This window comes from Burkholderia sp. B10, from assembly GCF_004368385.1.
GTDB classification, from domain to species: Bacteria; Pseudomonadota; Gammaproteobacteria; order Burkholderiales; family Burkholderiaceae; genus Burkholderia; species Burkholderia vietnamiensis.
In genome coordinates, this window is the sequence record NZ_PQMX01000046.1 from 21,359 (window position 1) to 42,023 (window position 20,665).

At 66.7% G+C, this 20,665-nt stretch carries 22 protein-coding genes and 1 pseudogene; 10 read left to right on the plus strand and 13 right to left on the minus strand.

All coding sequences use genetic code 11. The annotated features are described in order from the left end of the window. Window positions 1-80 precede the first annotated feature (80 nt). Together C3Y15_RS21515 and C3Y15_RS21520 are read right to left on the minus strand one after the other, a co-directional pair. Window positions 81-280: pseudogene (locus C3Y15_RS21515) on the minus strand (aldehyde dehydrogenase family protein); the annotation flags it as partial. A 93-nt stretch (window positions 281-373) separates the two neighbouring features. Further along, window positions 374-2,014 (minus strand): L-lactate permease, encoded by a 1,641-nt coding sequence (locus C3Y15_RS21520; RefSeq protein ID WP_011886442.1) that lies wholly within the window; start codon window positions 2,012-2,014, stop codon window positions 374-376. Between the two features lie 334 nt (window positions 2,015-2,348). Here C3Y15_RS21520 and C3Y15_RS21525 point away from each other — a divergent pair, with 334 nt between their 5' ends. After that, window positions 2,349-2,654 (plus strand): DUF4148 domain-containing protein, encoded by a 306-nt coding sequence (locus C3Y15_RS21525; RefSeq protein WP_011886443.1) that lies wholly within the window; start codon window positions 2,349-2,351, stop codon window positions 2,652-2,654. A gap of 54 nt (window positions 2,655-2,708) precedes the next feature. Here the strand turns inward: C3Y15_RS21525 and gshA are convergent, their stop codons facing one another. Then, on the minus strand, window positions 2,709-4,322 hold the full coding sequence (gene gshA, locus C3Y15_RS21530) for a glutamate--cysteine ligase (RefSeq protein WP_059463422.1): 1,614 nt from the start codon (window positions 4,320-4,322) through the stop codon (window positions 2,709-2,711). Between gshA and C3Y15_RS31815 the strand changes: the two genes are divergently transcribed. Beyond that, window positions 4,309-4,524 carry a hypothetical protein gene (locus tag C3Y15_RS31815; RefSeq protein WP_014723884.1) on the plus strand — a complete coding sequence of 72 codons (216 nt, stop codon included), beginning with the start codon at window positions 4,309-4,311 and terminating at the stop codon, window positions 4,522-4,524. The genes gshA and C3Y15_RS31815 overlap by 14 nt on opposite strands. A 361-nt stretch (window positions 4,525-4,885) precedes the next feature. Here C3Y15_RS31815 and C3Y15_RS21540 read toward each other — a convergent pair whose 3' ends face one another. Together C3Y15_RS21540 and ada are read right to left on the minus strand one after the other, a co-directional pair. Continuing rightward, window positions 4,886-5,812, minus strand: a complete 927-nt coding sequence (locus C3Y15_RS21540) for an AlkA N-terminal domain-containing protein (RefSeq protein ID WP_106919345.1) — start codon at window positions 5,810-5,812, stop codon at window positions 4,886-4,888. Between the two features lie 68 nt (window positions 5,813-5,880). After that, window positions 5,881-6,972, minus strand: coding sequence for a bifunctional DNA-binding transcriptional regulator/O6-methylguanine-DNA methyltransferase Ada (gene ada, locus C3Y15_RS21545; protein ID WP_014723886.1), 1,092 nt, complete (start codon window positions 6,970-6,972; stop codon window positions 5,881-5,883). A gap of 427 nt (window positions 6,973-7,399) precedes the next feature. Here ada and C3Y15_RS21555 point away from each other — a divergent pair, with 427 nt between their 5' ends. Further along, the gene (locus C3Y15_RS21555) at window positions 7,400-7,813 is read left to right on the plus strand and encodes a VOC family protein (RefSeq protein ID WP_059894367.1); all 414 of its coding nucleotides are present in this window, start codon (window positions 7,400-7,402) and stop codon (window positions 7,811-7,813) included. Between the two features lie 10 nt (window positions 7,814-7,823). Here the strand turns inward: C3Y15_RS21555 and C3Y15_RS21560 are convergent, their stop codons facing one another. The 3 genes from C3Y15_RS21560 to speG form a co-directional block, all read right to left on the minus strand. Further along, window positions 7,824-8,378, minus strand: a complete 555-nt coding sequence (locus C3Y15_RS21560) for a YaeQ family protein (protein ID WP_014723888.1) — start codon at window positions 8,376-8,378, stop codon at window positions 7,824-7,826. Between the two features lie 177 nt (window positions 8,379-8,555). Then, window positions 8,556-8,903, minus strand: a complete 348-nt coding sequence (locus C3Y15_RS31820) for a hypothetical protein (protein ID WP_011886449.1) — start codon at window positions 8,901-8,903, stop codon at window positions 8,556-8,558. A 489-nt stretch (window positions 8,904-9,392) separates the two neighbouring features. Next, window positions 9,393-9,935, minus strand: a complete 543-nt coding sequence (gene speG / locus C3Y15_RS21570) for a spermidine N1-acetyltransferase (RefSeq protein WP_069246364.1) — start codon at window positions 9,933-9,935, stop codon at window positions 9,393-9,395. Window positions 9,936-10,086: 151 nt separating this feature from the next. On the opposite strand from speG, the gene C3Y15_RS31825 reads away from it, so the two are divergent. From C3Y15_RS31825 to C3Y15_RS32565, 4 genes are all read left to right on the plus strand, one after another. Next, window positions 10,087-10,257: a hypothetical protein gene (locus C3Y15_RS31825; RefSeq protein ID WP_006489933.1), complete on the plus strand. Its 171-nt coding sequence runs from the start codon at window positions 10,087-10,089 to the stop codon at window positions 10,255-10,257. 109 nt (window positions 10,258-10,366) lie between these two features. Then, window positions 10,367-10,615, plus strand: a complete 249-nt coding sequence (locus C3Y15_RS21575; RefSeq protein WP_034192447.1) for a DUF2795 domain-containing protein — start codon at window positions 10,367-10,369, stop codon at window positions 10,613-10,615. 113 nt (window positions 10,616-10,728) lie between these two features. Next, window positions 10,729-12,087, plus strand: a complete 1,359-nt coding sequence (locus tag C3Y15_RS21580) for a sensor domain-containing diguanylate cyclase (RefSeq protein ID WP_045578674.1) — start codon at window positions 10,729-10,731, stop codon at window positions 12,085-12,087. A 148-nt stretch (window positions 12,088-12,235) separates the two neighbouring features. Then, the gene (locus C3Y15_RS32565) at window positions 12,236-12,358 is read left to right on the plus strand and encodes a hypothetical protein (RefSeq protein ID WP_256976788.1); all 123 of its coding nucleotides are present in this window, start codon (window positions 12,236-12,238) and stop codon (window positions 12,356-12,358) included. Between the two features lie 92 nt (window positions 12,359-12,450). Here the strand turns inward: C3Y15_RS32565 and mnmE are convergent, their stop codons facing one another. Continuing rightward, a complete protein-coding gene (gene mnmE / locus C3Y15_RS21585; protein WP_014723892.1) occupies window positions 12,451-13,845 on the minus strand; it encodes a tRNA uridine-5-carboxymethylaminomethyl(34) synthesis GTPase MnmE in 1,395 nt (464 codons plus the stop codon). 336 nt (window positions 13,846-14,181) lie between these two features. Between mnmE and C3Y15_RS21590 the strand changes: the two genes are divergently transcribed. Continuing rightward, entirely contained in the window at window positions 14,182-14,619 is a 438-nt protein-coding gene (locus C3Y15_RS21590) for a transcriptional regulator (RefSeq protein ID WP_034192444.1), read from the plus strand. A 117-nt stretch (window positions 14,620-14,736) separates the two neighbouring features. On the opposite strand, the gene yidC is transcribed toward C3Y15_RS21590, so the two are convergent. The 4 genes from yidC to rpmH form a co-directional block, all read right to left on the minus strand. After that, window positions 14,737-16,401: a membrane protein insertase YidC gene (gene yidC / locus C3Y15_RS21595; protein ID WP_069246365.1), complete on the minus strand. Its 1,665-nt coding sequence runs from the start codon at window positions 16,399-16,401 to the stop codon at window positions 14,737-14,739. 8 nt (window positions 16,402-16,409) lie between these two features. Further along, entirely contained in the window at window positions 16,410-16,676 is a 267-nt protein-coding gene (gene yidD / locus C3Y15_RS21600; RefSeq protein WP_011886457.1) for a membrane protein insertion efficiency factor YidD, read from the minus strand. A gap of 75 nt (window positions 16,677-16,751) precedes the next feature. Next, window positions 16,752-17,213, minus strand: coding sequence for a ribonuclease P protein component (rnpA, locus tag C3Y15_RS21605; RefSeq protein WP_011886458.1), 462 nt, complete (start codon window positions 17,211-17,213; stop codon window positions 16,752-16,754). 15 nt (window positions 17,214-17,228) lie between these two features. Beyond that, window positions 17,229-17,363 carry a 50S ribosomal protein L34 gene (gene rpmH / locus C3Y15_RS21610; RefSeq protein WP_004198824.1) on the minus strand — a complete coding sequence of 45 codons (135 nt, stop codon included), beginning with the start codon at window positions 17,361-17,363 and terminating at the stop codon, window positions 17,229-17,231. Window positions 17,364-17,784: 421 nt separating this feature from the next. Here rpmH and dnaA point away from each other — a divergent pair, with 421 nt between their 5' ends. Both dnaA and dnaN read left to right on the plus strand, forming a co-directional pair. Continuing rightward, the gene (dnaA, locus tag C3Y15_RS21615) at window positions 17,785-19,362 is read left to right on the plus strand and encodes a chromosomal replication initiator protein DnaA (protein ID WP_011882715.1); all 1,578 of its coding nucleotides are present in this window, start codon (window positions 17,785-17,787) and stop codon (window positions 19,360-19,362) included. Window positions 19,363-19,530: 168 nt separating this feature from the next. Then, a complete protein-coding gene (gene dnaN, locus C3Y15_RS21620; protein WP_011882716.1) occupies window positions 19,531-20,637 on the plus strand; it encodes a DNA polymerase III subunit beta in 1,107 nt (368 codons plus the stop codon). Window positions 20,638-20,665: the final 28 nt, after the last annotated feature.

Genomic DNA, 20,665 nt, shown 5'->3' on the forward strand with positions numbered 1-20,665 from the left:
ACGCGCCTGACCACATCACCGGCTCCCGCCTACAGCGGCAACGAATAAGTCCTCGGCTTCGTGAAGCTCTTCGTCGCCTCCTACGCGCCCTCCTTGTAGCCGAGCGGCCCGAACCCTCGTCGTCGCCGAAGTGCGTCAATTCGAGCCGGTAGCCCGGCACTTCGCGCACGTTCACGCTGCCGGCCTCCAGCTCCGTGATGAAGCCCGCGATGTGATGGAAATGATTCGTGCAGACCGACGACGGCAACGCATAGTCGCTACTGTTCGAAATCCCGATCGCGTTCATCGATATTGCGACAGCAAACGCCCGCCGCCATCCTCGCACTCGCCTGCGCCTTCCAAACGTCTGCTCACGCCAACGTCGCCCGCCTCCCTACTTCGGCAACGCCGGAATCATCCACGTCAGCACGTGCTGCTGCAGGAACACGAGCACGCCGAGCAGCAGCGTGAGGATCACGCTGTGCCAGAAGGTGCGCGCAAACACTACGCCCTCCTGCCCTTTCAGGTCGGTCGTCGACACGCCCGTCGCGATGTTCTGCGGCGAGATCATCTTCCCCATCACGCCGCCCGACGAGTTGGTCGCGGCCATCAGCACCGGATCGAGGCCGAGTTGCCGGGCCGCAACGACCTGCAGATTGCCGAACAGCGCGTTGCCGGACGTGTCGCTGCCCGACAGGAACACCGCGATCCAGCCGAGCGACGCCGACACGAGCGGAAACAGCGCGCCGGTCGACGCGACGCCGGTACCGAGCGTGTAGCTGATGCCCGAGTAGTTCAGCAGGTACGCGAGCCCGACGATCATCATCACGGTGACGATCGCGATCCACGTCTGTCGCCAGGTCTTGACCACGCATTCGAAGAACGCGCCGATGCCCGTGCGCGTGAGCAGTGCCGTGATGATCGCCGACACCAGGATCGCGGTGCCCGTACCGAGCGGCTGGAAGTCCCAGATCGCCGCATACGGCTTGTGGTACAGCGATACGAACACGGCGTTGTGCAACCCCGGCCACTTGATCTTGACGTCGCCGATCGCCGCGATGTTCGCGTGTACCCAGAAGATCACGACCACCGACACGACGAGCCACGGCAGCCAGCCGCCGAAGCCCGCGCGCGCGGCGCCGGCCGTGGCCGGCACGCTGCGCGCGAGCGCGTATTGCGGATCGGGCTGCGGCTTCCACAGCTGCAGGAAGCCGATCGTGACGATCAGCGACGTGAGCGACGACAGCACGTCGGTGAGCTGGTAGCCGAGGAAATTCGACGTGACGAACTGCGCGATCGCGAAGCTGCCGCCCGACACGAGCAGCGCCGGCCACAGCTTCGCGATCGAGCGCAGCCCACCGTATGCGCCGACCACGTAGAACGGCAGCAGCAGCGCGAAGAACGGCAGTTGCCGGCCGACCATCGCGCCGAGCGTCGCGGGCGGCAGCGACGTGACCGCGCCGAGCACGGTGATCGGCACGCCGAGCGCGCCGAACGCGACCGGCGCCGTGTTGAACACCAGCGTGTAGGTCAGCGCTTCGAGCGCGGGGAAGCCGAGCGCGATCAGCAGCGCGCTGGTGATCGCGACCGGCGTGCCGAACCCGGAAATCCCTTCGAGCAGACAGCCGAACGAGAACGCGACGACGAGCAGCACGAGGCGACGATCGTCGGGCAGGTTGTCGAGCATCCACTGCCGAAACTGGTCGAAACGGCCCGACTTCACCGCGATGTTGTACAGCAGCAAGGCATTGAACACGATCCACATCACCGGCACGACCGCGAGCGCCATGCCTGCGCCCACCGCGTTGAACGCAAGGCCGGCCGGCATGCCCCACGCGCCGATCGCGACGGCGAGGCCGGCGACGAGGCCGGCCAGCGACGCCTGCCACGCGGGCCGGCGCAGCACGCCGAGCGCGATCAGCGCGACGGCGATCGGGATCACCGCGACGACGAACGACAGGAGCAGCGAGTCGGCGACGGGCGTCAACGGCTGGACGAACAGGATGCCGGGCGGCAGGGCTGCGGTGGGATTCATCGTGTGTCGTGTCTCCGATCCAGTACCAGACGTACATTCGGCGGCCGCTACGCCCGGCCGACGCTTGCGCATGCAACCATGCGGCAAGGCCGACCGACCGGTCGCTCAAATGAGGTTAGGAGGCCGGTCGCGCTTGTACAAGGAGGGCAAGCCCGATGCGCGTCCGAATCGTTGCGCGGGCGTCGGCGAAGGGTCCGAGCAATGTTGCACAGCGGGAAAAGGTGCGTGACGGCGAGCGGGATGTTTCGTTTGGGCTCCGAAGCCTAGACTCGCTGCATCGATTCCGCCCGCGCCGGCGACGACGCGGCTCCGGAAACTTCACGGAGCAGACACGATGAAAAACCTGAAACTTGCGGCCTGCGCGTTGCTGCTGATCGGCCCGGCGCTCGCTGCCCACGCCGAGTCGACGCTGACGCGCGCCCAGGTACGCCAGGAACTCGCCGAGCTACAGGCGGCCGGCTACCGGCCGAGCCTCGTCAGCAGCCCTGACTTTCCGGAGAACATGCAGGCCGTCATGCAGCGCGCCGCCCAGGCCCGCGCCGACGCCGCCGGCCACGGCAACGACGGTCATGCGAGCGTCGAAGCGGGCAAGCCGGCTACGCCGGCCGTGGTCGATCGCAGCACGTACGCGCATCACTGAAGCAGGTGCCGCCGGCGCGTGAACCGCGACGGACGGCAGCTTCGGCTGCGGCCATCAAACGCTGAAGCGGTTCAGCGTATAAGCGCGATAGGCGGCGACGAACGCATCGAACGACCCGGCCTCCTTCGCTTCGAGTTCGGCCTGTTCGGCCAGCGACTTCGCCGCGAGCGCCTGCTCCGCGCGCATCGCCTCCGCCGAAGGCGGGTTCGCCCGGAAATGGGCCGCATGCGCTTCGCTTTGCGCGAGCGCGAACGCGAGGAACGATTGGCCGTTCTCGCGCATCGTGCGCAACACACGCGCCGACGGCGTGCGTTCCGGATCGGCCAGCTTCTCGCGCTGCGCGGCGATCGCGCGCGCATGCTCGTCGCCGCCGCGGATCTCGTCGAGACGGCGCCCGACGGTTTCGATATCGGCCATCAGGTCGTCGGCCCATGCCTGCAGCGTGACCGGCTGGCCGTCGCGCGTCAGCGTGAGCCCGGGCTTGCGCCCGTCCATCGTCACGCTGCCGAAGTTCGCGTTCGCTTCCTTGTACGCATCGCAGTCGAGCGCGGGGCTGTCGTCGAGGGCGCACGCCAGCAGGAATGCGTCGATGAAGCGCGCGGTGTCGAGCGCGATGCCGGTCGGCTCGAACGGGTCGATGTCGAGGCACCGCACTTCGATGTACTGCACGCCGCGCGACGCGAGCGCATGCAGCGGACGCTCGCCCGAATAGGTGATGCGCTTCGGCCGGATCGTCGAGTAGAACTCGTTCTCGATCTGCAGCACGTTCGTGTTGATCTGAATCCACTCGCCGTCGCGATGCGTGCCGATCGCCTCATACGCCGCATACGGCTCGCTGACCGCCTTCGACAGCGCGTCGAGATAGCCGGGCAGCGTGTTGTAGTCGACGTGCAGCGCGGCCTGCGCGGTCGTGTTCGAGTAGCCGAGATCGCTCATCCGCAGGCTGGTCGCATACGGCCGGTACAGCGTGTCGGCATCGAACGTGTCGAGCCGGTGCGGTTTGCCGCGCAGGAAGCGCGTGTCGAGCACCGGCGACGCGCCGAACAGGTACATCAGCAGCCAGCTGCGGCGGCGGAAATTGCGGATCAGCGCGAGATAGCGCTCGGACTGATAGTCGACCAGCGTGGCCGTCGAGCCTTCTTCGGCATGCAGGCGCCGCCACACTTCCTCGTGCAGCGAGTAGTTGTAGTGAATGCCGGCGATGCACTGCATCGTGCGGCCGTAGCGATAGGCGAGGCCGCGGCGGTACACCGTCTTCAGGCGGCCGATGTTGGACGTGCCGTAGTCGGCGATCGGGATTTCGTCGTCGGCCGGCAGCAGCCCCGGCATCGACTCGTTCCACAGCATCTCGTCGTCGAGCGACGCATACACGTAGCGATGCAGATCGTCGAGGCGCGCGAGCGTCAGCGACGCGTCGCTTTCGGCCGGCGTGATCAGCTCGATCAGCGCTTCCGAGTAATCGGTGGTCAACGACGGGTGCGTGAGTGCCGAACCGAGCGCGCGCGGATGCGGCGTGAACGCGATCATCCCGTCGCGCGTCACGCGCAGGCTTTCCTTTTCGATGCCGCGCAGGCCGTCGGGCAGATGCTGCCGCGTCGGGCCCGAGCTCAGCGCGTCGAGACGATTCAGCAGCAGTTCGGACTGGCGGTGAGTCATGGTGTTCGGCATGGAGACGCAAGTGCGTGACGGCCGCGCGCAGAGTGCCGCGCGGGCCGGCTGGATTATGGGTCGCTTCATTGGTAGCGGGCACTTTAACATCTCGCCGACACACGCGCTTGAGGTGGCTCACGGCCGGCCCGGCCGCCTGCAGCGGGCCGCCGCGCGGGCGATCGCGGCGATTGCCGCTGGCGCGGACGAGCATCCGCTATAACGCCGGGCGCGGCCCTCGCGCGGCTTTCGTCGGGAGGATTGCGCGGTGCAGGATGCGGCGCGAAGAGGTGGAACCGGTGCCTTGGTGCCGTCGCTGCTGGCGCTGCCCCGCCCACCTCGCTGCTGGCGCACCTCGACCATGATCACGCCCGCGATGCAGACGGTTACTGCGGTGGGCTGGGGCTGCTATGTGTTGGTGCAGATGCCACCGCACGGCACCTACTCGCCGCCCGCATCTTACCCACGTCGTTAGAGCCTCGGCACGCCGCCCCCACGCGCACCCCGAAGCGAATCACACCGCGCCGATACCGACTGCGCGACGTCGCTCGCCGGTCGCATCCGCCCACCAACCGCCGCGAGCGTCATCCCCCGCGCGCGCCTCCCGCCCGGTCAGCCACGTCGTTCCACAGATGAAGCGCCGCATACGCGCGCCACGGCCGCCACGCTTCGGTTCGGCGTTTCTGGCTCGCGAGCCGGTCGAGCGACGGATCGCGGGCGGCGATCGACTGCATCAGCACGAGATCGGACGCCGGCCATGCATCCGGATCGCGCCACGCGCGCATCGCGATGTACTCGACGGTCCACGGCCCGATGCCGGGCAGCTCGAGCCATGCGCGCCGCAACGTCGCGAGGTCCGCATGCGCCGGGTCGAGCGGCACGTGTCCGTCCGCCACTGCGCGCGCCATGCCCGTCAGCGCGGCCGCTCGTTTGCCGGGCATCCCGATCTTCACGAGATCGCACGCGGCAAGCGCGTCGGGCGTCGGAAAACGCCATGCCGGCGCGCCGTCGTCGTCAGGTGTCCCGTCGTCCCGCACGACACGCTCGCCGGCGCGCTGGACGAGCCGCCCGACGATCGTCGTCGCGGCCTTCACGCTCACCTGCTGGCCGACGATCGCACGCACCGCCAGCTCGAATCCCGACCATGCGCCCGGCACGCGCAGCCCCGGCGCGGCGTCGACGAGCGGCGCGAACCACGGATCGCGCGCGAGCCCGCTGCCGATCGCGGCCGGATCGGCAGCGAGGTCGAACATCGATGCGACACGGCGCGCGAACGCGCCATCGACATGGCGCGCAGCCGCGCCGTCGACCGTCGCAATCAGGCAATGCCGGCGCGGATGCTTAGACACGGTGAGCCGGCCCGCGTCGCCGTTCAGGTCGACGACGCGACGATAAACGCCGTCGGCGACCTGCTCGACGCCCGGAATCGCGCGGCCGCTGAAGAACCGCAGCACGCGCGCCCAGTCGTACGGCGCGTTGAAGCGCAGCTCCAGCCGCGCGGGCGACGGCACCGCGCCGCCGCGGTCGCCGCTATCACCGCTATCGCACTCGCTCGCCGCGAGCGTGGTCTGTTCGATGCTCAAACTGCGTTGCCCTCCTCGATGACCTCGGTTTCATCGGCACCCGCATGGCGCGCCTCGGCCGCCAGCAGCGTCGCCTTGCGACGCACGCCCCACCGATATCCGGCGAGCGCGCCGCCCTTCTGCACGACACGATGACATGGAATCGCGAGCGCGACCGGGTTCGACGCGCAGGCCGCCGCCACGGCGCGTACCGCGCGCGGCGCGCCGAGCGCTTCGGCGATGTCCGAATAGCTGCGCGTTTCGCCGTACGGGATATGCGTGAGCGCCTCCCACACGCGCTGCTGGAACGCGGTCGGCGCGATGTCGAGCGGCAGGTCGAACGTGTGGCGCGTGCCGTCGAGGTACGCGCGGATCTGCGCAACGAACGGTGCGACGCGCGACGGTGCTTCGACCAGCTCGGCGCGCGCGAACGCGAGCTTCAGCTCGGCGACGAGCGGCGCCGCCTCGTCGCCGAACGCGATGCGGCAAATGCCCTGTGCGGTTGCGGCGACGAGCACCATGCCGAGCGGCGTGGCCGCGCTCGCATAGTCGATGCGCAGGCCGGCGCCCTGGCGACGAAACGCGGACGGCGCCATCCCCAGCTCGCGCGGCACCGACGCATAGAGCCGCGACGGCGAATTGAAGCCCGCGTCGACGGCCGCCTGCGTGACCGGCTGCCCGCTTTGCAGCGCGTCGCGCAACGCCGCGCCGCGCTGCGCGGCCTGGTACTGCCGCGGCGACACGCCGACCACCCGCTTGAACAGCCGCTGCAGATGAAACGGACTCAGGTGGACGGCGTCGCTCAACTGCTGCAGCGTGAGCCGCTCCGGATGCGCGTCGAGCACCGCGCACGCGCGGTCGACGATTTCGAGCTCGCGCGGCAAGCCCTCCGGCCGGCAGCGCTTGCACGGGCGGAAGCCCGCCGCGCGCGCGGCGGCCGGATCGGCGAAAAAGGAAACGTGCTCGCGCCGCGGCAGCCGCGACGCACAGCTCGGGCGGCAGAACACGCCGGTCGTGCGCACTGCATAGAAGAACGTGCCGTCCGCATGCGCGTCGCGCGTGGTGACGGCGGCCCAGCGGGAATCGTCGGTCGAATAGGGGGTATTCATCTGAACCTCGCACCTTCCAGTGTAGACGGTGCCTACTCTAGACATCGGCGCCGGCCGTCGCGCCCCGGATCTTGCTCTGTGATTCGCGCCGAAAATCGGGGCGCATCGCCGACGATCAGTGCGACGAAAAAATCGGGCAGGCGCTTCTATGGCAGCACTTTAGTCATCACCGCGTCACCGTTTTGTTGCAATGCGGCTGCGACAAATCGCCGTCCTGACGGCTTTTTTGCACTCAGAATATTGCAACGCACCATGACCGTGTGTATAGTTGGAACTGTCTCCTCCATGTCTCCTCCTGATATGGATTAAGCCCGCTCCGCATTGCGTGAGCGGGCTTTTTTTCGTCCGGCGATCGGGCCGCGCGCCGGCAGCCGTCGTGGGCGCGGTCTACACTCGGTGCACGCCATTCGCGAAGGAGTGCCCGCTCATGAAACCGACCATCCGCGCGATCGATCACGTCGTGCTGCGCGTGGCCGACATGGCCGCCATGACGCGCTTTTACTGCGACGCCCTCGGCTGCCACGTGGAGAAGGAACAACCCGATCTCGGCCTCGTGCAGCTACGCGCCGGCGATGCCTTGATCGACCTGCTGTCGGTCGGCGGCCCGATCGACCGGCCCGACAGCGGCCCGCCCAGCACCGGCCGCAATCTCGACCATCTGTGCCTGCGCGTCGAGCCGTTCGACCCCGACGCGCTGATCGAGCATTTCGCCGCGCATGGCGCGCGCCCCGGCACGCCGGCCGAACGCTACGGCGCCGGCGGCTACGGGCCGTCGATCTATCTGTTCGATCCCGAAGGCAACATGCTCGAGTTCAAGGGGCCGCCTCCCGCCCACGGCTAGGCGTCGGCCGTCACGCGTCGCCGCGCGCCTTCAGCACCGTCCATTCGACTGCGATGGGATCGTGGTCGGCGCTCGAGATCCAGGCGGCGCCGTCCTGCACCGTGCACTGCAGGCGCATCGTGCGCTCCGCGAGGCGCCCGAGCGCTGCCGCGACACCGTCGTCGAGCGACAGCACCTGCACGTTGCGCAGCCGTTCGACCTTGCTGCGCACGCCTTGCCACCAGATGTCCGAGGTCTTGCCGCCGTACGCGATCACCGTGACCTGGCCGGCGCGGCCGGCCGCCTTCGCGATGCGCCGCTCGTCCGGCTGGCCGGCCTCGATCCATACGTCGATCGCGCCCGTGAGGTCCTTCTGCCACAGGTCCGGTTCGTCGACGTCCGACAGCCCCTTGCAGAATTCGAGGCGCTCGTGCGCGAACAGCGCGAACGCGACGATGCGCACCATCATCCGCTCGTCGGTTTCCGACGGGTGACGGGCCACCGTCAACGCGTGATCGGCGTAGTAATGCCGATCCATGTCGGCGATTTGCAGTTCGGCTTTGTAGATCGTGGATTTCAGCGCCATGCGGATGCGGCCCGGGCGGGCATTCGGTTCGGTCGGGTCGTGATGATACCGAATGCGCGGCGTGCGTCGCCGGGCGGCAGCGTCACAGCACGACGGCCCGGCGGGAACCGGGCCGTGGTCGAGCCGCGCCGCCGACGCTGCGGCGCCGGCGTGCGGGTGCGAGAGGAACGCGTGCGGTTACTGCTTGACGAAGCGCGAGTCGGTCCAGAGGCCTTGCTGATCGCTGTTCTCGGCGCTGACGAACTGCACGTCGCCCTGGTCGACCGACACCACGCGGAAACGCTGGCCTTCGGGCACCGACAGGCAACGGTAGTCGTCGAAGTACTGCTGCTTCGCCTGCGACTGGCCGTCACGCTCGTGGCTCAGTACGGAGTCCAGATTGTCCTTCGACAGGCAACCCCACGCATTCTTCGTCAGCTGGATTTCCTGCGTCGGCTTGACGGCCGAATCGCCGCCGGCCTGAGCCACCGACACCGCGCAAAATGCGCCGACGACCGCAAAAAGAATACCGGTTCGCTTCATCATGTTCTGTCTCCATGCTTGCGGGCGCCAGCCTGGTTTAGCTATGTGTTTAAAGGTGATCGCGCACCCGCGTTTTTCACTTTAGAAGACCGGCAAGCGATAGCAAGCACATTTGTTGTGCGATCGCAATAGCGGCGTATTGTCGCACCCGCCGCGCACCCGATTTTTGGCGGTTCGCGGCCGGGTGCCGGATTTTCCGGCACGGAGCGCGACGCCGCGGCGCCCCGCCTGCCGCGTTATCCAGCAACCCTTTCAGCCGAATTACGCCGCGCCGCCTGAACGGTTTGGATAATTCATTTCAGTCGCCCGACCTGATTGGTGCAACGCACATAAAGTCGCGGGCAACGATATGAATTTATCGCGCTGCCGCAGCACAAAATCCGGTAACAAGAAAAATGCCAGCTATAAGCGCGCGCGTATTTATCCGTATTTTCCCGCATGCGCAGGCGGTCCATCCGCCGCCGCCCATTTTCCGCTTTTACCGACGCTTATTCAGTCGGCCGGCTGCCGTTCGAAATAGTCCCGCTGGAAGATGCACATCCGAAACGCGTTGTGATAAGACCCGTTTCCGAAAAATTCTTCCCTCAATTCCGCTTCGTGCTGGAATCCGCATTTCTCGTACACGTGAATCGCCGCCGCATTCGACGTATCGACGATCAGGTACAGCTTGCGCAGGTTCAGCACCTTGAATGCATATTCGATCGCAAGCCACGTGGCCTGCCCCGCGTACCCGCGGCCCTGGCATTGCGGTGCGATGATGATCTGGAATTCGCCGCGGCGGTGGATGTAGTCGAGCTCGATCAGCTCGACGAGGCCGACCAGGTCGTCCCGTGCATCGACCGCGACGAAACGCCGTTCGCGCTGATCGTGCACGTGGCGATCGTACAGCTGCGACAGTTCGGAGAAGGTTTCGTACGGTTCCTCGAACCAGTAGCGCATGATCTTCGCGTCGTTGTTCAATTCGTGTACGAAGCGCAGATCCTGGCGCTCGAGCGGCCGTAGCGCGAGCGTGTGCTTGTCGTTCTGGAGTTGCATGTTGGTTTCCTTTTCGATGCCCGCGTACGCGCGAAACGCCGCTGAGACGCGACGTTCTAACGCCGCGTTCCGCACTGTAAGAAGTTGACCGCGGGTGAAGCTCAGAGCCTAGAATGGATAGGACGGTTCCTGCCACTGCACGGAGGCTATCGTGATCGAGCAAGTCATACTCGGCATCTTCCTCGTACTGCCACTCGTGATCGTGGCCGCGCTGTTCTCCGATGAACTGTGGCAGGAACACCGGCGCCAGCATCCGCGCGACGAGAACGCGCCGCACATCGACTGGAAACATCCGTGGCGTCGCGTACGGCGCGGCCATTGAATCGCTCGCCGTGCGGTTTGCGTCCGGCTGCCGGTCGGCCGCAGCGATGCGGGCGCCGTTGCCGTGCCCTCATGACCACCCATTGCCGCTCAACCCACGAGACTCCGCTGTGAACGACAAACCTGTTCTGCCTTCCCACGATATCCCCGCCGAAGCGATCGACCTGCAGATCGCCGACGTGCTCGCGACCGTTCGCTACCCGGCGAACAAGGATGCGCTCGTCGACGCCGCGCGCGACGCCGGCGCGAGCAACGAAGTGCTGTCGATGCTGGATGGCCTCCCGGAACAGGACTACGCGAGCGTCGACGAAGTCACCCGTCTGGTCGCCGGCAACTACGGGCCGGGCCTGGGCGTTTGAGCGCGCACCAATAACGCGATAGGATCGGGGCCGCACCCGTCGCACCGCGGCCGGATGCATGGCCGCGCCCGGCATCGAGCCGGGCGTTCCGGCACGAGAGCGCAGGGGGCGCGATGGATGGCATCCTGATCCAGCATACGACGGGCCGTCAGCTGTGGTTCGGCGCACTGACGGCGCTCGTCATCGTGCTCGCGCTCGCGATCGCCGTGCCGCAGGCGAACGTCGCGCTGCCGGCCGTCGAGCCGTTCATGCCGATGTGCGCGCTCACCGTGTTCACCACCGCGAGCATCGCGGCGTTCTTCCTCGGCGCCCAATTCACCGTCACGCGCCAGCCCGTGCTCGGTGCGCTCGGCGGCGCTTACGCGTTCACCGCATTGGCCGTCGCGCTGCAGCTGCTCACCTTCCCCGGCGTGTTCGCGCCGCATGGCCTGCTCGGCGCGCGCCCGCAAAGCGCCGCGTGGATGTGGGTCTTCTGGCACACCGGCTTCCCGTGCTTCGTGATGGCCGCGCTGGTCGCGCGCGAGCGGTTCACGCGCGTGCCCGTCGGCGCGGCGCAGACGCGCCTGTGGGCGCTCGTCCTGGTCGGCGGACCGGCCGTCGCGGCGGCGCTGCTCGGTGTGCTCGCGCTGAACGTGGCGTTGCCGCCCGCGCTGCAACCGCCGGACGCCGCCGCATTGCTGCCCGTGAACGGCATCGGGCTCGCGGTGTGGATCGCCAATGCGCTCGCGCTGGTGACGGTGCTGGCGGCCGGCCGGTTGCGCACCACGCTCGACCTGTGGCTCGCGATCGCCATGCTCGCCTGCGTCACCGACACGACGCTGAATCTGCTGACGACTCATCGCTTCACGGTCGGCTGGTATCTCGCGCGCGTGTTCAGCATGTTCACGCCCGGCGTGCTGGTCTGCGTGCTCGCCTGGGAAGTGACGAAGCTGTATCAGCAGCTGTTCGAGGCCCACACGACGCTCGTGCGCTCATCGGCACGCGACGGGCTGACGGGCGCGTTCAACCGCAGTCACTTCAACGATCATTTTCATACGCTGTTTCTGCAGGCGCGGCGGCAGAGCGAGCCGTTGTCGCTGCTGATGGTCGACGTCGATCACTTCAAGGCATACAACGACGCGTTCGGTCACGTGAAGGGCGATGCGTGCCTGATCGCGGTCGCGCAGGCGCTGGCGGGCGCGGTGCGGCGGCCGGCCGACATCGTCGCGCGCTACGGCGGCGAAGAGTTCGCGATCGTGCTGCCGAACACCGGCGCGCGCGGGGCGCGCATCGTGGCCGACGAAGCACGCGAAGCCGTGCTGCGGCTCGACCTGCCGATGCCCTCGTCGCCGACGGGGCGCGTGAGCGTCAGCATCGGCTGCGCGACCGTGTCGGCCGATGAACTGTCGACGCCCGATGCGCTGATCGAAGCCGCCGACGGCGCGCTGTACCGCGCGAAGGATGCGGGGCGCAACTGCGTGGTGATGGGGTGAAAACGTCGGAGGAATCGCAGTTGTTACGGTCAATGTGACCGGAATAATCCGCCGTTACCGATTGCGGTTCGGCGAAACGATCGCTTACAGCCGGTGCCGACCGCGCTCGCTATGCTCGATTCATCTCGAATCCGCGCAGGTGAGCACGATGAAGAAAACCCTTTTGCTGATTGCCGGTGTAGCCGTGCTGTTGAGCGGCTGCATCGTGGTGCCTGATGGTGGCGGGTATTACGGTGACGGGTATTACCATCACCATCGTCATTGGGATTGATTGCGTGAAGGTCCGGCCGCTTCGCGGCGGACCTGAGCGGCACGGCGGGCCGAGGCCGGCGATTGGCTCGCAGCAGCCGGCCTCGGAACCGGTCACTTGCCGATACAAAACCTGCTGAAAATCACCCCCAGCAGATCGTCCGACGTAAATTCCCCCGTAATCGCATTGAGCTGCTCCTGCGCGAGCCGCAACTCCTCCGCGAACAAATCCAGCGACTGCGCGCGCTGCTCCGCGTGATCGGCCGCCTGCGCCAGATGTTCCTGCGCCGCGCGCAGCGCGATCAGATGCCGCTCGCGCGCCAGATAGACGCCTTCGGCGCCCGCCTGCCATCCGGCGATCCGCAGCAGCTCCGCGCGCAGCATGTCGATGCCGTCGCCGCGCTTCGCCGACAGATGCACTTCCGTCAGATCGCCTGCCGCCGCCGGATGCTCGACGCACGCGGGCACGCCGGTCAGGTCGGTCTTGTTCAACACGCGCACGACCGGCACGCCGTCCGGAAAGCGCGCGGCGATCGTCTCGTCCTCCGGCGTCATCCCCGTACGCGAATCGAGCAGATGCAGCACGACGTCGGCGCGCTCGATCTCGCTCCACGTGCGCGCGATGCCGATCCGCTCGACTTCGTCTTCGGTCTCGCGCAAGCCGGCCGTATCGATGATGTGCAGCGGAATCCCTTCGACCTGGATCGTCTGCGCGACCTTGTCGCGCGTCGTGCCCGCGATCGGCGTGACGATCGCCAGCTCCGCGCCGGCGAGCGCGTTCAGCAGCGACGACTTGCCGACGTTCGGCTGCCCCGCGAGCACCACCGACAGGCCCTCGCGCAGCAGCGCGCCCTGCCGCGCGTCGCCGAGCACATGCGCGAGCTGCTCGCGGATCTTCGCGAGCTTGCCGCGCGCATCGGCCGCCTCGAGGAAGTCGATTTCCTCTTCGGGGAAATCGAGCGTCGCCTCGACGAGCATCCGCAGCGTGATCACGTCTTCGACCAGCGCATGGATCTGCCGCGAGAACGCGCCGTCGAGCGAGCGGCCCGCCGAGCGCGCCGCCGCCTCGGTACTCGCTTCGATCAGATCGGCGACGGCCTCGGCCTGCGCGAGGTCCAGCTTGTCGTTCAGGAACGCGCGACGCGTGAATTCGCCCGGCTCCGCGAGCCGCAGCCCGAAGCCGCGGCCGGCATCGAGGCAACGCTGCAACAGCAGCTGCATCACGATCGGCCCGCCATGACCTTGCAGCTCGAGCACATGCTCGCCGGTGTACGAATGCGGCGCGGGGAAATACAGCGCGATCCCGCGGTCGAGCGGCGCGCCATGCGCGTCGACGAACGGCACGTAGCTCGCGTGGCGCGGCGCGAGCCGCTGCCCGCACAACGCGTCGCTCAACGCCTGCGCGGCCGCCTCGCCGCCGCGCCCGAACGACACGCGGACGACGCCGATGCCGCCCCGGCCGGCGGCAGTGGCAATGGCGACGATCGGATCGGAATCGGTAGCGAGCATGGGAGTCGGATGAATCTGGTGAGCGGACGGTGAATGCTGCGCCCGTACAACACTTTGGGCAGCAGGACGCCGGCATTGTAGCGTGCCGGCCCTCATGCCACCGCCCGTTGCGTGGGCCTCGAACTCGGCCGAATTTATCCCGCCAGGGATAAGTCGAGTACCAACACAGCCTGACCTAGCCTGCTTGTTTCGGACACGTCTGCCCACCACAACGGGCGACCGCTCGGGTCCCCAATTCCATTGCGCATACGTCGACAGGATGGGATTCGTCTGAACAGGCTATCTTTAGCCCATACGGTTGTCTGATAAGTAACAGGGGAATTGCACAATCACCCCATGCCGACACCCGAAGAAAAAGCTGCGTTCTCGGAACGCCTGAAATTCGCCCTGCGGCGCAGCCCGGAGAAGGTCACTGGCGCGACGGAACTCGCGAACCGCTTCAATCTGCGCCACCGCGGCGAGCAGCCGGTTTCGCCGCAAACCGCGCACAAATGGCTGACGGGCCGCACGATTCCCACGCCGGACAAACTCGAAACGCTGGCCAGCTGGTTGCGCGTCGAACTGCATTGGCTGCACTACGGGCCGTCGCCGAGCCTAAACGAGCACGCGACGCCGCAACCGCTGCCGCGCGACGAGCGCTATCCGCCGACTGCGGAAACGATCGAACTCGCGTCGAAGATCGAGGCGCTGGCGCCGCATCAGCGCTACCTCGTTCAGGAACTGATCGAGCAGTTCTACGGCGGCGACGCGAAAGCCGACGCGAAAAAGGCCTGAACGTCAGCAGCCGAACCCGCACCGGCCGCACCCAAAACAAAAAACCGCATGGATCGCTCCATGCGGTTTTTTTACGTGCATCGCGACCGGGCGGGCCGCCCGCGCGTGCGACGGCCGTCAGGCCGGCTTCTTCTTCGCGCCGCCGAGCTTGCGCGTGATGTAGTACTGCTGCGCGATCGACAGCACGTTGTTCACGACGTAGTACAGCACCAGGCCGGCCGGGAAGAAGAAGAACATCACCGAGAACGCGATCGGCATGAACTTCATCATCTTCGCCTGGACCGGGTCCGGCGGCGTCGGGTTCAGGCTCGTCTGCACGTACATCGACACGGCCATCAGCACCGGCAGGATGAAGAACGGATCGCGCTGCGACAGGTCGTGAATCCACAGAATCCACGGCGCGCCGCGCATTTCGACCGACGCGAGCAGTACCCAGTACAGCGAGATGAACACCGGGATCTGGATCACGACCGGCAAGCAGCCGCCGAACGGATTCACCTTCTCGGTCTTGTACAGCTCCATCAGCGCGGCATTCATCTTCTGCGGATCGCTCTTGAAGCGTTCGCGCAGCGCCTGCATGCGCGGCGTGATCTCCTTCATGCGCGCCATCGACTTGTAGCTCGCGGCGGACAGCGGGAAGAACACGGCCTTGATCAGGATCGTCAGCAGCACGATCGCCCAGCCCCAGTTGCCGACCACGCCGTGGATCTTCTCGAGCAGCCAGAACAGCGGCTTCGCGATGATCGTCACCCAGCCGTAGTCCTTCACCAGCTCCAGGCCCGGCGCGATGCCTTCGAGCATGCGCTCTTCTTCCGGACCGGCGAACAGGCGCGCCTGCACGTCGGCCGACTGGCCCGGCGCGATCGCGGCCACCGGCTGCTTCACGCCGACGCGATACAGCGACGGGTCGATTTTCTCAGCGTAGATGTCGCGCTTCACGCCCTGCTGCGGAATCCATGCCGAGGCGAAGTAGTGCTGCACCATCGCGACCCAGCCGTTGTCGGCGGAGTTCACGTAGTCGGCCTTGTTCTTGTCGAGGTCGCTGAAGTTGATCTTCTGGAAGTGCTTCGCGTCCGTGTAGACCGCCGGCCCGAGGAACGTATGCGAGAACATCGGCGTTTCGACCGCCGTGTTGTCGCGCACCAGCTCCATGTAGACCGTCGGCGTGACCGGCGCGGTGCCGACGTTGTCGATCTTGGTGTCGACGCCGATCACGTAGCTGCCGCGCGTGAACGTGTAGGTCTTCACGACCTTCACGCCGCCCTTCACCGGCGACTCGAACGACAGCTTCAGCGTGTTCTGGTCGCCCGTCAGCGACGTCGCGCCCGGATTCAGCTGCGTGTAGACGTCGTTGTGGTTCGGGAAATCGCCGCCGAGCAGGCCCGTGCGCGCCAGATACGTGTGGCCGGCCGTGTGGTCGAACAGCGTGATGTACAGGTCCGGCTGCTTGCCGTCGCCCTGCTTCTTCAGCGTGAGCTTCGCGAGCGTGCCGCCGCGCGTGTCGATTTCGCCGTCGTACACGTCGGTCGAGAACTTCACGAGCTGCGCCTGCGCGGCCGGTGCCGTCGTCGCCGGCGCGGCGCCGGCTGCCGCTGCGGCGGGCGCTTCACCTGCGGTCGTCGTCGCGCCCGTGCCCGATGCGCCGCTCGCGGCCGCGGGGGCCGTCTGCGTGGCGCTCGGGAAGAACATCGACGGGCGTCCATGGTCGCGCTGCCAGTTGTCGTACAGCATGACAGCTGACATGAAGAAGATCACCCATAGGACGGTGCGTTTGATATCCATGCGTTGTCTCAGAGTCGATGGGACCGCGCGTCGGCTTCGCCGCGAGCGCGAATGTCGGAGTTGGGCGGCGGGACGAGGTCGATGCCGCCCGCGGAAAACGGATGGCATCGGCACACGCGCCTGACGGCGAGATACGTGCCGCGCGCGGCGCCATGATACTGGATTGCCTCGCGCGCGTAATCCGAACAGGAAGGATAAAAACGGCAGCGGTCGCCGAGCATCGGGCTCACGGCAACCTTGTAGAAGCGCAGCAACGCGATCAATACCGTTTTCATACCTTGGGCGGCGCCGTGAGACGCCGCGTCAAAACCGGCCGGGCGGACGCGCACGCCGCACCACGGACGGATGCGTCACTCGGACGCGGGCTTCGACGCCCGGCGCGCGATCTCCCGGGCCGCCCTGTCGAGCAACTCGCGGATTTCGGCCGCGCACATCGCCGCGAGCGGGGCGGACGCCGCGCTCGGCAGCGCTTTCTTGTCGAAGCGCGTGTGCTGCCGCAGCAGCAGGTCGTAGCCGGCGAATTCGGCCCGGCGCAGGCGAAACGCGTCGCGCGCCAGCCGCTTCACGAGGTTGCGGGTCACTGCACGCGGCGCATACTTCTTGCCGATGACGAGCCCCAGACGGGCGGGCTGGCCGGTCGGCTTGCCGTAGATCACGAAGTGCGCGGAGCGCCGCCAGGGGCGCAAACGAAAAACGGATGAAAATTCATCCGTTTTCAGAAGTCGCGCAGCTTTCGGGAAGGCGGCTTTCGTCTGCGACGGATTCGCACCCGGCTCGACGGCACCTTCCGCGGCACTGCGGACGGCGGACACAGCGCGCAACCTGCCTTAGATGGCGAGGCGCTTGCGGCCCTTCGCGCGGCGAGCGTTGATGACCTTGCGGCCGCCTGCAGTCTTCATGCGGACACGGAAGCCATGGGTGCGCTTGCGGCGCGTCACGGACGGTTGGTAAGTACGTTTCATGATGTTCTCACTTGTTCGAGAATGTCGAAATTCAGGGGACCGCGTGCCCTTAACCGTAGGCATTCGGGCGAACGCAATCGCCGGGAATACAGGATTGGTTTTCGCGGAACCCGCTATTTAAACCGTTTTTCTCTTGACGGTCAATACTTTACGAGTCGTCCGCCTGTGCCGGCCCGTTCCGATCCGGCCCCGCACCCCACAGCCGCAGCCTGTGGATAAGTCCCGCTGTGGCTGCGTTTGGCGTTAGAATCTCGCCTTATCTCCAAGAATCCCGCACGCCGCTTCGGTGTTCGCCTGCCCGTCCGCCACTGTGACGCAGGCGCCCGACGCACGCTCGCACGACCGCTTCGGGCCTTGTCACGCGACCGCGACAAGGGCGCCGGCGAGCTGCCCTGTGCACGCAAAAAACGACAGCTACTTGATGAACGATTTCTGGCAACACTGTTCCGCACTGCTGGAGCGCGAGCTGACGCCGCAGCAATACGTGACGTGGATCAAACCCTTGGCCCCGGTGGCCTTCGATGCGTCGGCGAACACGCTGTCCATCGCCGCGCCGAACCGCTTCAAGCTGGACTGGGTCAAGAGCCAGTTTTCGGGCCGCATCGCCGATCTGGCCCGTGAATTCTGGAACACGCCGATCGAAGTCCAGTTCGTCCTCGATCCGAAGGCCGGCATGCGCGGCGCGCCCGCGGGCGTCGCTCCGGCCGCGCCGCGCATGCCGCTCACGCCGAACGGCCCCGCCGCGGCGGTCGCCGCGATTGCCGCAAACCTGACCGCACATGCATCGGCCGCGCCGAGCGCGCCGGCCGACGTGCCGCTGACGCCGTCGGCGGCCGCCGCACACCACCTGCACGGCGACGACGCCGACATCGACCTGCCGAGCCTGCCCGCGCACGAAGCGGCGGCCGGCCGCCGCACCTGGCGCCCGGGCCCCGGCGCCGCGCCGGCAAACGGCGCCGAAGCCGATTCGATGTACGAGCGCTCGAAGCTGAACCCGGTGCTCACGTTCGACAACTTCGTGACCGGTAAGGCGAACCAGCTCGCGCGCGCCGCCGCGATCCAGGTCGCGCACAACCCGGGGATCTCGTACAACCCGCTGTTCCTGTACGGCGGCGTCGGCCTCGGCAAGACCCATCTGATCCATGCGATCGGCAACCAGCTGCTGCTCGACAAGGCCGGCGCGCGGATCCGCTACATCCACGCCGAGCAATACGTGTCCGACGTCGTGAAGGCGTATCAGCGCAAGGCGTTCGACGACTTCAAGCGCTACTACCACTCGCTCGACCTGCTGCTGATCGACGATATCCAGTTCTTCTCCGGCAAGTCGCGCACGCAGGAGGAATTCTTCTACGCGTTCGAGGCGCTGGTCGCGAACAAGGCGCAGGTGATCATCACCAGCGACACGTATCCGAAGGAGATCTCGGGCATCGACGATCGCCTGATCTCGCGCTTCGACTCGGGCCTCACCGTCGCGATCGAGCCGCCCGAGCTGGAAATGCGCGTCGCGATCCTGATGCGCAAGGCGCAGTCCGAAGGCGTGAACCTGTCGGAAGACGTCGCGTTCTTCGTCGCGAAGCATCTGCGCTCGAACGTGCGCGAGCTCGAAGGCGCGCTGCGCAAGATCCTCGCGTATTCGAAGTTCCACGGCCGCGAGATCTCGATCGAGTTGACCAAGGAAGCGCTGAAGGACCTGCTGACCGTGCAGAACCGGCAGATTTCGGTCGAGAACATCCAGAAGACCGTCGCCGACTTCTACAACATCAAGGTCGCCGACATGTATTCGAAGAAGCGTCCCGCGAACATCGCGCGGCCGCGGCAGATCGCGATGTACCTGGCGAAGGAGCTGACGCAGAAGAGCCTGCCCGAGATCGGCGAGCTGTTCGGCGGGCGCGATCACACCACCGTGCTGCACGCGGTGCGCAAGATCGCCGACGAGCGCGGCAAGGACGCGCAGCTGAACCACGAGCTGCACGTGCTGGAGCAGACGCTGAAGGGCTGAACGCCGCGCGCACTTGATAATTCGGCCTCCGCCCCAATTTAATTGGGGCGGTTCGGTTTTGAGGCACAATACAGGTTTGACCGCCCCGGCGGCGGCGGGCCAAGAGCCCGGCTGGCGGGGCGCTGCGAGGCTGCTGCGCTGCAGGCCGTTACTCAACGAAGGAACTCTATGCAACTGGTCAAGACCGAACGAGACACCCTCCTCAGGCCGCTGCAAACGGTCAGCGGCATCGTCGAACGCCGCCATACGTTGCCGATCCTCGCCAACCTGCTGATCACCAAGAACGGCCCGGACGTTTCTTTCCTGTCGACCGACCTGGAGCTGCAGATCACCACGCGCGCCGATTTCGGCGTCGGCGGCGACCAGGTGGCGACGACGGTCGCGGCCCGCAAGCTGCTGGACATCCTGCGCGCGATGCCTGACGGCCAGGTCACGCTGTCGCTCGCCGACAAGCGGCTGACCGTCCAGTCCGGCAAGAGCCGCTTCGCGCTGCAGACGCTCGCCGCAGACGAGTTCCCGACCGTTGCGCAGGCCAAGGATTTCGCCGCGAGCCTGAGCGTCCCGCAGAAGTCGTTCCGCCAGCTGCTCGGCATGGTGCACTTCGCGATGGCGCAGCAGGACATCCGCTACTACCTGAACGGCATGCTGCTCGTCGTCGACGGCGACCAGCTGATGGCCGTGGCCACCGACGGCCACCGCCTCGCGTTCTCGTCGATGAAGATCGAAGGCGGCACGTTCGGCCGCCAGGAAGTGATCGTGCCGCGCAAGACGATTCTCGAGCTGCAGCGCCTGCTCGAGGACATCGACGACACCGTCACCATCGACATCGCGCAGACGCAGGCGAAGTTCACGTTCGGCGGCGTCGAGCTCGTGTCGAAGCTGGTCGAGGGCAAGTTCCCCGACTTCCAGCGCGTGATCCCGAAGGCGCACAAGAACACGTTCGAGATCGGCCGTGAAGAGCTGCAGCGTTCGCTGCAACGCGCGGCGATCCTGACGTCGGACAAGTTCAAGGGCGTGCGCTGCATCATCGCGCCGGGCCAGTTGAAGATCATGTCGACCAACGCCGATCAGGAAGAGGCGCAGGAAGAACTCGAAATCGCGTACCAGGGCGACACCGTCGACATCGGCTTCAACGTCACGTATCTGCTCGACGTGCTCGCGAACCTGAAGGTCGACACCGTGCAGGTGAGCCTCGGCGACGCCAGCTCGAGCGCGCTGATCACCGTGCCCGAGAACGACGAATTCAAGTATGTCGTGATGCCGATGCGCATCTGACGCGCTCGACATCGCGATACACACCAGG

What these genes read in the sequence shown, in the direction of transcription:
- C3Y15_RS21560 (WP_014723888.1), bottom strand. Translation starts at nt 8,378, where the DNA reads ATGGCGCTGAAATCCACGATCTACAAAGCCGAACTGCAAATCGCCGAC.
- dnaN (WP_011882716.1), top strand. Translation starts at nt 19,531, where the DNA reads ATGCAACTGGTCAAGACCGAACGAGACACCCTCCTCAGGCCGCTGCAA.
- speG (WP_069246364.1), bottom strand. Translation starts at nt 9,935, where the DNA reads ATGCAACTCCAGAACGACAAGCACACGCTCGCGCTACGGCCGCTCGAG.
- rpmH (WP_004198824.1), bottom strand. Translation starts at nt 17,363, where the DNA reads ATGAAACGTACTTACCAACCGTCCGTGACGCGCCGCAAGCGCACCCAT.
- C3Y15_RS31815 (WP_014723884.1), top strand. Translation starts at nt 4,309, where the DNA reads ATGGTGTTCGGCATGGAGACGCAAGTGCGTGACGGCCGCGCGCAGAGT.
- yidC (WP_069246365.1), bottom strand. Translation starts at nt 16,401, where the DNA reads ATGGATATCAAACGCACCGTCCTATGGGTGATCTTCTTCATGTCAGCT.
- C3Y15_RS32565 (WP_256976788.1), top strand. Translation starts at nt 12,236, where the DNA reads ATGAAGAAAACCCTTTTGCTGATTGCCGGTGTAGCCGTGCTGTTGAGC.
- C3Y15_RS21525 (WP_011886443.1), top strand. Translation starts at nt 2,349, where the DNA reads ATGAAAAACCTGAAACTTGCGGCCTGCGCGTTGCTGCTGATCGGCCCG.
- yidD (WP_011886457.1), bottom strand. Translation starts at nt 16,676, where the DNA reads ATGAAAACGGTATTGATCGCGTTGCTGCGCTTCTACAAGGTTGCCGTG.
- C3Y15_RS31820 (WP_011886449.1), bottom strand. Translation starts at nt 8,903, where the DNA reads ATGATGAAGCGAACCGGTATTCTTTTTGCGGTCGTCGGCGCATTTTGC.
- ada (WP_014723886.1), bottom strand. Translation starts at nt 6,972, where the DNA reads ATGAATACCCCCTATTCGACCGACGATTCCCGCTGGGCCGCCGTCACC.
- gshA (WP_059463422.1), bottom strand. Translation starts at nt 4,322, where the DNA reads ATGCCGAACACCATGACTCACCGCCAGTCCGAACTGCTGCTGAATCGT.
- C3Y15_RS21590 (WP_034192444.1), top strand. Translation starts at nt 14,182, where the DNA reads ATGCCGACACCCGAAGAAAAAGCTGCGTTCTCGGAACGCCTGAAATTC.
- C3Y15_RS21580 (WP_045578674.1), top strand. Translation starts at nt 10,729, where the DNA reads ATGGATGGCATCCTGATCCAGCATACGACGGGCCGTCAGCTGTGGTTC.
- dnaA (WP_011882715.1), top strand. Translation starts at nt 17,785, where the DNA reads ATGAACGATTTCTGGCAACACTGTTCCGCACTGCTGGAGCGCGAGCTG.
- C3Y15_RS21555 (WP_059894367.1), top strand. Translation starts at nt 7,400, where the DNA reads ATGAAACCGACCATCCGCGCGATCGATCACGTCGTGCTGCGCGTGGCC.
- mnmE (WP_014723892.1), bottom strand. Translation starts at nt 13,845, where the DNA reads ATGCTCGCTACCGATTCCGATCCGATCGTCGCCATTGCCACTGCCGCC.
- C3Y15_RS21520 (WP_011886442.1), bottom strand. Translation starts at nt 2,014, where the DNA reads ATGAATCCCACCGCAGCCCTGCCGCCCGGCATCCTGTTCGTCCAGCCG.